Source organism: Microbacterium sp. A93, from assembly GCF_051842835.1.
On sequence record NZ_JBPXMT010000001.1, the window covers coordinates 352,402 to 366,131 of the forward strand.

At 63.8% G+C, this 13,730-nt stretch carries 11 protein-coding genes; 9 read left to right on the forward strand and 2 right to left on the reverse strand.

The window, feature by feature from the left end; genetic code table 11:
* Positions 1-26: 26 nt before the first annotated feature.
* From ACSU1G_RS01750 to ACSU1G_RS01765, 4 genes are all read left to right on the forward strand, one after another.
* Complete coding sequence (locus ACSU1G_RS01750; RefSeq protein ID WP_439278174.1) at positions 27-443, forward strand: preprotein translocase subunit YajC; 417 nt, start codon at positions 27-29, stop codon at positions 441-443.
* Positions 444-482: 39 nt separating this feature from the next.
* Positions 483-2,210, forward strand: a complete 1,728-nt coding sequence (gene secD / locus ACSU1G_RS01755; RefSeq protein ID WP_439278175.1) for a protein translocase subunit SecD — start codon at positions 483-485, stop codon at positions 2,208-2,210.
* Positions 2,210-3,199: a protein translocase subunit SecF gene (gene secF / locus ACSU1G_RS01760; RefSeq protein WP_439278176.1), complete on the forward strand. Its 990-nt coding sequence runs from the start codon at positions 2,210-2,212 to the stop codon at positions 3,197-3,199. The genes secD and secF overlap by 1 nt, the downstream gene beginning before the upstream one ends.
* 68 nt (positions 3,200-3,267) lie before the next feature.
* Positions 3,268-5,517, forward strand: coding sequence for a RelA/SpoT family protein (locus tag ACSU1G_RS01765; protein ID WP_439278177.1), 2,250 nt, complete (start codon positions 3,268-3,270; stop codon positions 5,515-5,517).
* Here the strand turns inward: ACSU1G_RS01765 and ACSU1G_RS01770 are convergent.
* Positions 5,496-6,065 carry a hypothetical protein gene (locus ACSU1G_RS01770; RefSeq protein ID WP_439278178.1) on the reverse strand — a complete coding sequence of 190 codons (570 nt, stop codon included), beginning with the start codon at positions 6,063-6,065 and terminating at the stop codon, positions 5,496-5,498. The genes ACSU1G_RS01765 and ACSU1G_RS01770 overlap by 22 nt on opposite strands.
* Positions 6,066-6,116: 51 nt before the next feature.
* Positions 6,117-7,466 (reverse strand): DUF349 domain-containing protein, encoded by a 1,350-nt coding sequence (locus tag ACSU1G_RS01775; RefSeq protein ID WP_439278179.1) that lies wholly within the window; start codon positions 7,464-7,466, stop codon positions 6,117-6,119.
* Positions 7,467-7,676: 210 nt separating this feature from the next.
* Here ACSU1G_RS01775 and nirB point away from each other — a divergent pair, with 210 nt between their 5' ends.
* The 5 genes from nirB to ACSU1G_RS01800 are packed head-to-tail and all read left to right on the forward strand — an operon-like array spanning position 7,677 to position 13,677.
* A complete protein-coding gene (gene nirB, locus ACSU1G_RS01780; protein WP_439278180.1) occupies positions 7,677-10,250 on the forward strand; it encodes a nitrite reductase large subunit NirB in 2,574 nt (857 codons plus the stop codon).
* Positions 10,247-10,624 carry a nitrite reductase small subunit NirD gene (gene nirD / locus ACSU1G_RS01785; RefSeq protein ID WP_439278181.1) on the forward strand — a complete coding sequence of 126 codons (378 nt, stop codon included), beginning with the start codon at positions 10,247-10,249 and terminating at the stop codon, positions 10,622-10,624. The genes nirB and nirD overlap by 4 nt, the downstream gene beginning before the upstream one ends.
* Before the next feature lies 1 nt (position 10,625).
* Positions 10,626-11,861: a uroporphyrinogen-III C-methyltransferase gene (gene cobA, locus ACSU1G_RS01790; protein ID WP_439278182.1), complete on the forward strand. Its 1,236-nt coding sequence runs from the start codon at positions 10,626-10,628 to the stop codon at positions 11,859-11,861.
* Positions 11,858-12,991 carry a uroporphyrinogen-III synthase gene (locus ACSU1G_RS01795; RefSeq protein WP_439278183.1) on the forward strand — a complete coding sequence of 378 codons (1,134 nt, stop codon included), beginning with the start codon at positions 11,858-11,860 and terminating at the stop codon, positions 12,989-12,991. The genes cobA and ACSU1G_RS01795 overlap by 4 nt, the downstream gene beginning before the upstream one ends.
* Positions 12,988-13,677 carry a sirohydrochlorin chelatase gene (locus tag ACSU1G_RS01800; RefSeq protein WP_439278184.1) on the forward strand — a complete coding sequence of 230 codons (690 nt, stop codon included), beginning with the start codon at positions 12,988-12,990 and terminating at the stop codon, positions 13,675-13,677. The genes ACSU1G_RS01795 and ACSU1G_RS01800 overlap by 4 nt, the downstream gene beginning before the upstream one ends.
* Positions 13,678-13,730: the final 53 nt, after the last annotated feature.

The window sequence follows — 13,730 nt, forward strand, 5'->3', positions numbered from 1 at the left end:
GTGCGCACTTTGAAAGGCACTGCCTGATGGAAATCGTCCTCTTCGGCCTCCTGGCTGTTCTCCTCGTTTTCATGTTCTTCAACACGCGCAAGCGACAGAAGGCTCAGAAGGCTGAGCAGGAGGAGAAGGCGACGAAGACCGTCCCCGGCGTCAAGGTGCTGCTGCAGGGCGGCCTGTACGGCACCATCGTCGCGTACGACCCCGAGGACCTCGATTCGCCCGCGCTCGTCGAGATCGCCCCCGGCACCATCATCGAGGTGCACAGCCAGGCGATTCTGCGCATCGTGGAGCCGAAGGACGCCATCGACGAAATCGATGAGAACGACGAGAACACCGAGAACGACGACGCCACGGATGCTGACGACGTCGTCGAGGCCAACCTCAATGTCGAGACCCCCGAGGAGACCCGCGCCCGCCTGGATCGGGACTCCGACGGCAAGTAACCCCTCCGCTCACCCGGCATCTTAGAAAGCTGAACATACGTGGCTTCTTCTTCTCCAGTTCGTCATGCCTGGAAGGTTCTTCTCAGCCTCGTCATCGTGACGGCTGCGCTGTTCGGCATCAATGCGGTCGGTGTGGGGCTCGAGAAGAGCTCTTGGTCGCCTGAACTCGCGCTCGACCTCCAAGGCGGCACCCAGATCGTGCTCAGCGCGGTCACCGAGGACGGCGCCGACCCCACGCAGGAGCAGCTTGCTCAGGCGGCGGCGATCATTCGCCAGCGTGTGGATGCTGCAGGTGTGGCCGAGTCCGACATCACCACCGAGGGTGGGCGCAACATCGTCGTCCAGATCCCTGGAATCGCTGATGAAGAGACTCGCGCACGCATCGAGGCGAGTGCGCAGCTTGAGTTCCGTGCGGTGATCTTCACCGGGAGCCCTGCTACCGAGTTTGTTGGAGAAGACGGCCTTGCGACGCCCTACCCGACGCCTGATGCGACTGCCAACGCGATTCCGACACCGGACCCGACCGACGGCAGCGATCTGGCCTGGGTCACGGAGAAGCTCCAGGCAGAGTTCCTCGCCTATGACTGCTTGAATCCTGCGAACGACGCGGCGAACGCGCCCGCCGATGAGCCTTTGATCACATGTGACCCGTTCAACTCGATCAAGTACATCCTCGGCCCGATGGAACTGACCGGCGACTCGATTGATGACGCGACCAGCGGCCGCGATCCGACCAACGGCGCCTGGACCGTCCAGCTGACGCTCGACAATCACGGCACCGAGGTCTTCGGCGAGATCAGCCAGCGCCTCTACCAGAACAAGCTCGCCGGGCTCACTCCCCGTGACCAGTTCGCGTTCGTGCTGGACGGCGCGGTGATCTCTGCTCCGCAGATGAACGGCGTCATCCTCAATGGCAAGCCCAGCATTTCCGGTTCCTTCACCCAGGAGTCCGCTGAGACGCTGGCAGACCAGCTCAAGTACGGCGCGCTGCCGCTGAGCTTCACGACCGAGAGCGCTGCGAGTATCTCGGCGACACTCGGCACCCAGCAATTGATGATCGGCCTGATCGCCGGCCTCATCGGTCTCGCGCTGGTCGCCGTGTACTCATTGCTCAGTTACCGGGCACTGGGCGCAGTGATCATCGCATCCATCGCGGTCATGGGCGTGTTGACCTACATCATCGTCTGCATCCTGGCCTGGCGACTCGGCTTCCGCCTGTCGCTCGCCGGCGTGGCAGGTCTGATCGTGTCGATCGGTTTCGTCGCCGACTCGTTCATCGTCTACTTCGAACGAATACGAGATGAGCTGCGCGACGGCAAATCCATCACGAATGCGGTGGAGGACGGCTGGGGACGCGCCAAGCGTACGATTTACATCTCCAAGTCGATCAACATCCTGGCCGCAGTCGTGCTGTACATTCTGGCTGACTCCACGGTGAAGGGCTTTGCCTTCACCCTCGGACTCACAACGATCATCGACATCTTCATCTTCGTCATCTTCACGCACCCGGTGATGCAGATCCTGGCCCGTACGAGATTCTTCGGTGGTGGCCACAAACTGTCCGGCCTTGACCCCGACGCGCTCGGAGCGGTCTATCACACCCGCACGCAGTATCGACGGGTCGAGCCCGGCAAGAACAGCCGTGGTGCGAAGACCAACCGATCACGTGGTGAAGCGGAACGCCGTCAGACGATCGCTGAGCGCAAGCGCGCAGAAGCCCTCGTCGGCGATAGAACGACCAACGCCGGAAGCGAGGGAGAGCGCTGATGGCCTCTATGAATGAGTTCGGTAACAACCTGTATACGGGAAAGACTTCTTTCCCGTTCGTCGGCAGGCGGCGTCTGTGGTTCATCATCGCCGTCGTCCTGGTGGCAGCATCCGCTCTGGTGCCGCTCCTGCGCCCAGTGCAGTTCTCGATTGAGTTCACGGGCGGCTCGCAGTTCACGGTGGTCGCGCCGGCATCTACTGACCAGCAGACGGCAACCGACGCGGTGCAGTCGATCGTTCCAAATGCGGCCACCAAGGTCGCCATCGTCGGCGAAACTGATGTGCGTGTGCAGACCGACCAGATGACTCAGAGCGAGACGCTTGCCGTAGCAAACGCCCTCGCTGAGGTATTCGAGGTCGATCCGCAAGAGGTCACATCCTCCTACATCGGCCCGGCCTGGGGCGAAAACGTCACCCGCCAGTCGCTCTGGGGCCTCGCGATCTTCCTTGCGCTGACGTTCCTGATCCTCGCGATCTACTTCCGTACCTGGAAGATGTCTGCCGCAGCGATCATCGGTCTGCTTGACGTGCTCGTGATCACGGTCGGTGTGTATGCGCTTGCCGGCTTCGAGATCTCACCTGCGGCGGTGATCGGCTTCCTGACAATTCTTTCGTACTCGTTGTACGACACCACGGTGGTTTTCGACAAGATCAGAGAGAACACCACCGAGGACGGCGAGAACTCATCTCGTACCTTCGGTGAGTCAGTGAACCTTGCCGTCAACCAGACTCTGGTGCGTTCGATCAACACCTCGATCGTTGCGGCACTGCCAGTCGGCGCGATCCTGTTCATCGGTGCGTTCTGGCTGGGTGCGGAAACGCTCACCGACATTTCGCTGTCGATTTTTGTCGGCATCATTGTGGCGACGTACTCCACGCTGTTCGTAGCTGCGCCGCTGTACTCGCTGTTCCGCGAGAAAGAGCCGGACATCGTCGAGCGAGACAAGCGCGTGCTTGAGCTCCGTGCTCGCGCCACTGCTGACGCCTGATCTCGTTCTCTGCGCGGGGCTGGCTAACGCCAGGCCCGCGTAGAATGTTCTGACCCGGAGGTGAAGTGATGGCGGAAGCGAATGCGCCGTCGCAGGGATCGAGTCTGAGACGACTTGTGCCCCGCATCTTCTCGCGCGCGCCCCGGGTAAACGACCTCGACAACCTGATTCGCTCGGTGCGGGTGAACCATCCCAAGGGTGATCTTGCGATCATCGCGCGCGCCTACAGCGTTGCGAAGGAGAAGCACGAGGGTCAGAAGCGTCAGAGTGGCGAGCCGTACATCACGCATCCGCTCGCCGTGGCGCAGATCCTCGCAGAGATGGGTCTCGGCCCCCGTGCAATCGCGGCAGCGCTGTTGCACGACACGGTCGAGGACACCGGCTATGCGCTGTCGGAACTGACGGAGACCTTTGGCGACGAAGTCGCCATGCTCGTCGACGGGGTCACGAAGCTCGACAAGGTCAAGTACGGCGAAAGCGCTCAGGCAGAGACCGTCCGCAAGATGATCGTCGCGATGTCCAAGGACCTCCGCGTGCTGCTGATCAAACTCGCGGACCGTCTGCACAATGCGCGGACCTGGGGCTTCGTTCCGCCGGAGAAAGCGGAGAAGAAAGCCAGAGAGACCCTCGAGATCTACGCACCGCTGGCGAACCGCCTCGGTATCCAGGCGATCAAGTCTGAGCTTGAAGATCTATCGTTCGCTGTGCTTCATCCCAAGATTTACGTGGAGATCAACAGCCTGATCGCTCAGCGCACGCCGCAGCGCGAGAAGTACCTGAAGCAGGTCATCGAGTCGATCAACGAAGATCTGCACGACCTTCGCATCCGCGGCAAGGTGGCGGGGCGACCCAAACAGCTCTATTCGGTTTACCAGAAGATGGTCATCCGGGGCCGTGAGTTCGACGACATCTACGATCTCCTTGGCATCCGCGTGCTCGTGGGTTCGGTACGCGACTGCTACGCCGTCCTCGGCGCGATCCACGCCAGGTGGACGCCGTTGCCTGGCCGCTTCAAGGACTACATCGCAACCCCGAAGTTCAACCTGTACCAGTCTCTGCACACGACCGTGATCGGTCCCAGCGGACGCACCGTTGAGATTCAGATCCGCACGCACGAGATGCATCAGCAGGCGGAGTTCGGTGTCGCCGCGCACTGGATGTACAAGGAACGGATGAACGGCGGCAAGCCAGGGTCCCTTCCGAGCGACACGGATATGACGTGGCTCGCGCACATCTCCGACTGGCAGGCAGAGACCGCAGACCCCAGTGAGTTCCTCGACTCGCTACGCTTCGAGATCGGCGCCAAGGAGGTCTACGTCTTCACGCCCAAGGGGCGCGTTGTCGGTCTGCCAGCAGGAGCGACTCCGGTCGACTTCGCCTACGCCGTGCACACCGAGATCGGGCACCGCACAATGGGTGCGAAGGTCAACGGGCGTTTGGTGCCTTTGGAGACCGAGGTCAAGAGCGGCGACGTGATCGAGGTGTTCACCTCGAAGAACCCGGATTCAGGTCCGAGCCAGGACTGGCTTAACTTCGTCAAGAGCACCCGCGCGCGCAACAAGATCCGCGGCTGGTTCACGAAGGAACGCCGCGAAGAGGCCATCGAGCAGGGCAAAGAATCCATCGCCAGGGCGATGCGCAAACAGAACCTGCCGCTGCAGCGACTGATGAATCAGAGCTCTTTCGCCGAGGTCGCCCAGCAATTGCACTACGAAGATGTTTCCGCGCTGTACGCGGCCGTAGGCGAAGGACACGTCTCCACGCAGTCCGTACTGGAGAAGGTCACCGCGATCATCGCGGCGAACGACACCAGCACCGGCGCCATCGATCTCCCCGGCAAGCCACCCTCGCGTGAACCTCGTTCTGGTGACTCCGGCATTCTGGTGCGTGGAGCGGACGACATTCTCGTCAAGCTCGCTAAGTGCTGCACACCGGTGCCGGGGGACACGATCGTCGGATTCGTCACCAGGGGAAGCGGCGTCTCGGTGCACCGCACGGACTGCACCAATGTGAAGGCGCTCAGCGCCGAACAGGAGCGGTTCGTCGACGTAGAGTGGGCGCCGACCACAAAGAGCGTCTTCCGTGTGCAGATCCAGGTCGAAGCGTTGGACCGCTCAGCGCTTCTCTCCGATGTCACTCGAGTGCTCAGCGAGCACCACGTGAACATTCTCTCTGCCACGGTCAACACGAACGACGATCGCCTTGCCATCAGCCGGTTCGTGTTCGAGATGGGTGACTCAGTGCATCTGGATCGCGTGCTAAACGCCGTGCGCCGGATCGATGCCGTCTACGACGTCTACCGAGTGACGACATCCTGACAATACGCTTCCCGCAGTAGATTGAGCGCGGTAACTGCTGCTCTCTTGCCCGGCATGCGCTTGCGTGACGCTATCTGCTGCCGTACCGGCAGCAGAAGGTCGGGCCGCGCGGCTCCGAGCGCTCGCAACCATCTCTCGCCCTCAGCGTCGCGATCTGCGCGGAGGGCGAGATCGGTCAGCGTACGGGGGAGCGTGGTGACTTGTGCGCCGGCGATAGTCACCACATCAGTCGGCGCCAGCTGGATCTCATGCACGACGACATTGCGCTGGGGCGTCACGCGCTGGCGCCGTGGCGTCGCGCGCTGAATATGGTGACAAAGCGGGGCTGCGTCACCGAAGCCGTGCACCCAGGCTGCGGTAGCGCCGCTCGCCGCGTATCCGGGGGCGAGCACCGACGCGAGCGAGGCGACGCGGGCGGCCGCATCCTCAGGGAGGTCCGCGTGTATATAACCATCACCGACCTCGAAGAGGAGACCGTCCAGGCGTGCCGCGCTCAGCTCTGACGGGGACAACAACGCCCCGGGACGGTAGAACAGCGACGGATACACACTTTCAGTGTGCCGTGCTGAACCCGGTCCCGGGGCGGCTGTGGATAACGTTCAGCCCTCGAGGGCGTTCAACCATGCCTTGCGTGCGTCGAGTGCGTCGGCAGCTTCCTTTGCGGCCCGCTTGTCGCCGGCCTTCTCTGCTGCGGCCTTCTCTGTCTCGAGCTTCTCGATCGCGTCGAGGAGCTTCTGGCTCATGTCGTTGGCACGGGCCTTGGTTTCGGGGTTGTTGCGCTTCCAGTCGACCTCTTCGCGCGACTTCAGCGCCTGCTCGATGACGCGGAGCTTGTCATCGAGTGTGCGGTCCGTGTCACGTGGGAGGACACGTCCGATTTCATCCCACTGAGTCTGAATACGCGTCAGCAGGGCACGCGCCTGCTTGATGTTGGACTCGTCAGCGACAGCCTTCGCCTCTTCGATAAGAGCCTTCTTGGCCTCGATCTTCGGAGCCGACTCGGCTTCCTCTGCGGCGGACTGCTCGGCACGTGCTGAGTAGAGAGCATCTCCGGCGGCCTTGAAACGTGCCCACAGTGCGTCATCGGCCTTGCGTCCGGCACGGCCCGAAGCCTTCCACTCGTCCAACAGATTGCGGTAGGCAGGGATGCCGTCGACGCCCTTGGATGCCAGCGCTTCGGCACGCTCGATCAGCTGGCTCTTCTGGTTGCGTGCGGACTTGTGCGTCTCATCCAGATCCGCATAGAAGGTGCGGCGGCTCTTGTCGATGACCGAACGCGCGTCACGGAATCGCTTCCACAGCTGCTGAGAGATGCCCTTCGGGAGGCGCGGACCGCTCTGCTGCTGGGCCTGCCATGCATCGAAGAGAGTGGTGACTTCTTCGGTGACTTGCTTCCACTGCACCTTCGAAAGGTCGCGTGCAGCGATCGCCTCGATGCCATCGACCAGAACGGTGCGCTCGGCGATGCCCTTGTCTACGAGCTCTTTGGCCTGCTGTGCCTCAGCTTCACTTGCTTCGGCCAACGTGGCGGTGAGGGCATCCAGACGTGCACGCAGTGACGCCAGATCTCCGACTGCTGCGGCGCCGGTTACCTCGTCGACAAGACGCTTCGCCTGTGTGGTCAGCTCGCTGGCCGATGCCCCGCCACTCTGGTGGCGCTGCTCGAGCGTGTGCACCTTGAATGCGAGATCGTCGAACTTGCGGATGTAATAGGCCAAGGCCTCATCCGAGGTGCCATCGGGATACTGGCCGACAACACGCCAGTCGTCGCCCTCTCGCACCTCTACAGTGCCGTCTTCAGCCACGCGACCAAAGTTCGCGGAATCAGCCGAGGCGACGGGCGCGACCGGTGCGGCGGCGGCTGCAGGCGCAGTCGGACGCTGTGGCATCGGGATGCGCGGAGGGGACGGTACCGGTGGAGTCGGTGTCGAAGGTTCGGTGGCAGACACAATGTGCTCCTTGCGCGGTCAACCCGCGTGAGGGGGGAAGGGACGTTGTTCAGCCTAGTACGCGCAGAGCCATGCGCGATGAGGCCTCACCCGCTCACACGGCCGTTACCGATTTGTGAGGAGAACGTTCGATGCGCGTAACGGGAGCCGCTCGGTTCGCGAAACACCGTGAACGTAGTGTCTGGACATCCCCGACGTTCAGGAGCCGCCATGAATGAGAAGACCGAGATCCAGATTCTCGTCGTCGGCGCAGGGATGGTCGCGCATCGCTTCGTTGAGAGCCTGCTCAGCCGCGCCGAAGACGGAATCCACATCACTGTCGTTGGCGACGAGTCTCGTGATCCCTACGATCGCGTGGCACTGACCAGCTACTTTTCCGGTGCCAGCCCCGATGATCTGACTCTGGATCGATCGGTGTTCGATGACGAGCGCGTCACGCTCATCCCCGGCGAACGAGTGACACGGATCGATCGGCGCGCGCAGACCGTGCACACACGTGCCCAGAGAGTGATCGGCTACGACACACTGGTGCTCGCCACCGGCTCGTACGCTGCGCGCGTCGCGGTCGACGGAGCAGACCTACCAGGATGCTTCGTCTATCGCACGCTGGACGACGTGCAATCGCTACGTCGATTCGTGCAGCAGCGCAGCGCTGAGCTCGCACGTCCACTGCGGGGCGCCGTGATCGGAGGCGGACTACTGGGGCTCGAGGCCGCAGGTGCGTTGCAGGGCCTCGACGTCGAATGCACCGTGGTGCAGTCATCTGACCGCCTCATGTCTGCGCAGCTCGATCTCGCCGGCGGCAGCATGCTGCGACGTCTGATCGAGGCCCGGGGAATCTCGGTGCGCACCGAATCGCGCACCACCCGACTCGATCCAGACGAATCCGGCGCCGTCACCGCGCTGGAATTCCAAGACGGCAGCTTCCACCGTGCCGATGTCGTGATCTTCACCGTCGGCGTGCGTCCGCGCGATGAACTCGCTCGAAATGCGCAACTCGAGGTGCATGCTCGGGGCGGTGTGCTGATCGACGATCGTTGCCGAACCAGCGATCCCGCGATTCTGGCGATTGGCGAAGTCGCGAACTTCGACGGCCGCAGTGTCGGCCTCGTTGCACCTGGATACGCGATGGCAGAGGTAGCTGCGACCCGTCTGCTCGGCGATGATGCGACCTTCCCCGGCTACGACGAGTCTGCCAAGCTCAAACTCTCCGGCGTCGATGTCGCCAGCTTCGGCGATGCACTCGCTCAGACTCCGGATGCGCTCGACGTGGTCTACGCCGACCCGGTGGCTGGCGTGTACAAGAAGCTGGTGTTGTCGGATGACGCGCAGACGCTGCTGGGTGGCATCCTTGTCGGTGACGCCTCGGCATATGGTTCATTGCGGCCGCTGGTCGGGGCACGTCTCGGGGCCGACCCGGTGGCGTATCTCATGCCAGAAGGCGGGGTGGAGGCGCCGAGCGGCGAGCTTCCGGATGCGGCGGTCGTATGCTCCTGCTCGAACGTCACAGCCGGGCGGATCCGTCAGGCGGTGCATGAAGAAGGCTGCATGGACGCAGCCGCGGTCAAGAGTTGCACCAAGGCCGGAGCCACCTGCGGCTCGTGCGTGCTCATGGTCAAGAAGGTGGTCGCGCAGGAGCTGACCAAACTCGGCCAGACGGTGTCCAACGCGCTCTGCGAACACTTTGACATGTCGCGCCGGCAGCTTTTCGACGCGGTGCGCGTGACAGAGCTGACCACGTTCAGCGCCGTGATCGAACGCTTCGGGCGCGGCCGTGGCTGCGATATCTGCAAGCCGGCGCTCGCAAGCATCCTCTCCGTGCTGGTGGGTGCGCACGTCCTCGACGGCGAGAACGCGACGCTGCAGGACACCAACGATCACGTCATGGCCAACATGCAAAAGGACGGCACCTATTCTGTGGTGCCGCGGATGCCCGGCGGCGAGGTGACGCCCGCCGGCCTGGTCGTGATCGGACAGGTCGCCGAGGATTTCGGGCTCTACACGAAGCTCACCGGAGGCCAGCGCATCGACATGTTCGGTGCGCGCCTGGAGCAGTTGCCGCAGATCTGGCAGCGCCTCGTCGACGCCGGTTTCGAATCGGGGCAGGCGTACGGCAAGTCACTGCGCACCGTGAAGTCCTGCGTCGGCTCCACGTGGTGCCGTTACGGCGTGCTCGATTCAGTGGGGATGGCTGTGCGTCTCGAACTGCGGTACCGCGGCTTGAGGGCCCCACACAAGCTGAAGATCGGAGTCTCGGGGTGCGCGCGGGAGTGCGCAGAGGCGCGAGGGAAAGATGTCGGCGTCATCGCAACGGAGACGGGCTGGAACATGTACGTCGGCGGTAATGGCGGCTTCACGCCACGGCACGCCGAACTGTTCGCCACTGACCTCTCCGACGAGCAGCTGATCCAGGCCATCGACCGGTTCTTCATGTACTACATCCGTACCGCCGATCGCCTGCAGCGCACGGCGCCGTGGTGCCAGGAGCTCGAGGGAGGACTCGCAGGGCTCAAGGAGGTCATCCTCGAGGACTCCCTCGGCATCTGCGCAGATCTGGATGCGGCTATGGCCCGGCACGTCGACAACTACGAAGACGAGTGGGCGGCGACGCTGCGGGATCCGCAGAAGCTGCAGCGGTTCCAATCGTTCGTGAACGCGGCGGAAACGCCGGATCCCTCACTTGCCTATGTGGCGACCCGCGGCCAGATGCGGCCCGCCACTGCCCAAGAGCGCGAGCGCGGCGGCGTGATGATCGCAGGAACGACCCTGGAGGTGCGTCGATGACGCTTTTGATTGATCAGACGATCGCGGTCCGAGTATGCGCGATCCAGGATCTCGAAGTGGAACGCGGTCGCGCAGCGCTGCTCGGCCTGGACCAGATCGCCCTGTTCCTGCTGCGTGATGGCAACGTTCATGCGGTGTCGAATTTCGACCCCTACAGCGGCGCGCATGTGATTTCGCGAGGAATCGTCGGAACCAGAGGTGATGTGCCGACAATCGCCTCGCCCATGCACAAGCAGGTGTTCGATCTGCGAACCGGCGAATGTCTGGAGAGCCAGGGTAAGACGCCCGTTCATCTCGCCGTCTGGCCGGTGCGGCGAGTCGGCGACGACCTCTATCTTCAGGCTCCCCTCACCCCGCCGAGCGAGGAAGGCTGACATGACCACGATTCTCGGAGTGTCATTGAGCGGACGTCAGGTGCTGCTGGTCGGCGGTGGAGCTGTTGCGGCCCGCCGACTCGGTCGTTTCCTCGCCGACGGCGCCGTAGTGCGACTGGTCGCCCCGCAGCTCGCGCCGCAGACACAGGCTCTCGTGGACGAACATGGCGTCGATTGGGTGGAGCGCGGCTTCGACGCCAATGATGTCGAAGATGTGTGGCTCGTGCACACCGCGACCGGCGACACTGCGATCGATCGTGAGGTCGCCGCGCTGTGTGAGCAGCGGCGGGTGTTCTGCATCAATGCGTCAGATGGCGCTCATGGCAGCGCACGGATGACCGCTCAGACGACGTCGGGCGATGTCATCATCGGCGTCGCCAGCGCAGTGGGTGCCGATCCACGACGGACGGCCGGTGTGCGTGACGCGATCGATGGACTGCTTGAATCGGGGCGACTTCCGCTGCGACGACGCCGTGCGGCCCGCGCCGGACGAGTGGATCTCATCGGCGGTGGTCCTGGTCCCGTCGACCTCATGACGGTGCGCGCACGGCGACTGCTCGCCGAAGCGGATGTGGTGATCGCCGACCGCCTGGGACCGACCAGTGCGGTGCTCGCAGAACTCGACCCGGACGTCCTCGTGATCGACGTGGGCAAGCGACCGCATCATCATCCTGTGCCGCAGGAGCAGATCAACGCCCTCCTGGTCGAACATGCGACCGCCGGAAAGCGGGTCGTACGACTCAAGGGCGGTGATCCTTTCGTTTACGGGCGCGGGGGAGAAGAAGTCATTGCCTGCCAGCAGGCGGGCATCCCGGTAGAGGTGACTCCTGGACTGTCCAGCGCCATCTCGGTGCCGCAGGCCGCCGGTATCCCCGTCACGCATCGAGGAACGGCATCCGCTGTCCATATGGTGAACGGCCAAGGCGAGGTGTCCGAAACGACGTTGCGGTCGTTGGCAGACGCCGAGGTGACGACGGTGATGCTGATGGGCGTGGCCGCGCTGCCCAGGGCGGTGCATGCCGCACGCGCCTACGGCATCAGAGACGACCTTCCGATGGCGATCGTGGAGAACGGACATACGCCCACTCAGAGGACGACCCGCAGCACGCTGGGCGCGGTGGTGGCCGATGCCGCGGCCGTGGGGGTCACCAATCCAGCGGTGATCGTGTTCGGTGAGGTGGCTCGGGCCGGGTTGCTCATGCCTGAACCTGCGCAGGTGGGGAAAATCCATACGTGACCTCTCGCAGGCTTTTGGATGCCGCCCTCGTCGGCTGCACGATCGTCATCGCCGCTGACCGACGTGCGGGCGACCTCGCAAGCGCCCTGGAGCGGCGCGGTGCGCAGGTGCATCGTGCTCCCGCGTTGAGCGTCGTTCGCAATGCGGACGACGATGAACTCATCAGACGCACTCGCGAACTGGTCGCGAGCCCGCCGGACATCGTCGTCGTGACGACCGGTGTCGGGTTCCGCGGCTGGATCGACGCGGCGCACGAGCATGATCTGGCCGAAGGACTCACTGACGCGCTGCAGCACACCCAGTTTGTCGCCAGAGGCCCGAAAGCACACGGTGCTATTCAGCAGGCGGGCTTCACCGCAGACTGGGTCGCGGAGTCCGAGACAGCTGCTGAAGTGGGGGAGTATCTGCTGTCCACACACCTCGTGGGTAAGCGTGTCGCGGTTCAGCATCACGGTGCGGGCGCAGACGGCCTCGACGAGCTTCTTGCCGCTGCAGGCGCCGATGTCGTGAGTCTCACGGTCTATCGCTGGGGGCCGCCGGCCGAGCCACAGCTGGTCGAACGGTCGGTCTTGCAGGCCGCGTCAGGGGAAGTCGATGCGGTGCTGTTCACCTCTGCTCCAGGGGCCGCGGAATGGATCCGCTCGGCCGATCGGCTGCAGGCTTCGGACGCGGTTCGGCGCCGTGCAGCATCCGGGAGGTTGCTGCTCGCGGCCGTCGGCCCTGTCACCGCGAAGCCACTGAATAACGGCGGTTTTCACGCAACTATCGCTGACCGTGGACGCCTCGGCTCCCTCGCGCGCTGCGTGATCGGATACTTCGGTGAGGGCGGCGCGGCACCGAGACTGTCGACTACTGCAGGCGTGCTGTCGATGCGCAGTGGTGGAGCGGTCATCGCCGGCGAGTTCATCGCCCTGTCGCCGGCAGGAGCGCGCATACTCGGCGCCCTTTTCGACAGTGCAGGGCGCGTACTGTCGCGCGAGCAGATCGCGCAGGCACTGCCACGCGCGGGGCAGAATTCTCACGCAGTGGAGATGGCGGTGGCACGTGTGCGGGAAGCGCTCGGCGACGTCGACGTCGTCAAGACCGTGGTGAAGCGGGGCTATCGCCTCGCCGTGAAGGAGACTGAATGACGACGCTCATCGCCTGCTCGCATGGGACCGGCGATCCTGCCGGGCAGCGAGCGATTCGCACACTGATCGAGTCGGTTCAGGGGCTGCTGCCCGATGTGACAGTCGTCGCGGCCGTCGTCGATGTCGAGCAGCCGCAGCTCGAAGAGGTTCTCGCGAGCCTGGCGCCGGTAGATGATTTGATCGTGGTTCCGCTGTTGCTCTCGATCGGTTACCACACCGCTGTCGACATCTCCCAAGCGGTGGCGCGGCATACCGGCGCACGCCAGGCTGAGCCGCTCGGGACGCATCCGTTGATCGCTGAGGTTCTCGTCGATCGGCTTGCGGCCGCGGTGCCGGGAGGCTGGTTGCCGGGTGATCATGTGGTGCTCGCCGCCGCGGGATCCAGTAATCCTGGTGCAATGGCAGATGTCGAGGAAGTCGCAATCCGACTGCGCGCCCACATTCCTGTACCAGTCACGGTCGGATATGCGTCGGCATCGGTTCCTCGCATCGGCGATGCGGTGGCGGCGGCGCGCGCGAGTGGCGCTAGACGAGTGATCGCCGCCAGTCACCTACTGGCTCCCGGATTCTTCGCCGGGGTTATCGGAGGTGCCGGCGCGGATGTCGTCAGTCTTCCGCTCGCTCCCGATGCACGCATCGCACAGGTGATCGTAGATCGGTACCTCGCCGGCTCTGCGACGGCCTGACGCACACGAGAATGTCCCGGTGAGCTTCGGACTCACCGGGACATTCTGTTCTT

Bases quoted from the DNA above. Each gene is read 5' to 3' on its own strand.
- ACSU1G_RS01750 (WP_439278174.1), top strand. From the start codon at position 27: ATGGAAATCGTCCTCTTCGGCCTCCTGGCTGTTCTCCTCGTTTTCATG.
- secF (WP_439278176.1), top strand. From the start codon at position 2,210: ATGGCCTCTATGAATGAGTTCGGTAACAACCTGTATACGGGAAAGACT.
- ACSU1G_RS01765 (WP_439278177.1), top strand. From the start codon at position 3,268: ATGGCGGAAGCGAATGCGCCGTCGCAGGGATCGAGTCTGAGACGACTT.
- nirB (WP_439278180.1), top strand. From the start codon at position 7,677: ATGAATGAGAAGACCGAGATCCAGATTCTCGTCGTCGGCGCAGGGATG.
- nirD (WP_439278181.1), top strand. From the start codon at position 10,247: ATGACGCTTTTGATTGATCAGACGATCGCGGTCCGAGTATGCGCGATC.
- cobA (WP_439278182.1), top strand. From the start codon at position 10,626: ATGACCACGATTCTCGGAGTGTCATTGAGCGGACGTCAGGTGCTGCTG.
- ACSU1G_RS01800 (WP_439278184.1), top strand. From the start codon at position 12,988: ATGACGACGCTCATCGCCTGCTCGCATGGGACCGGCGATCCTGCCGGG.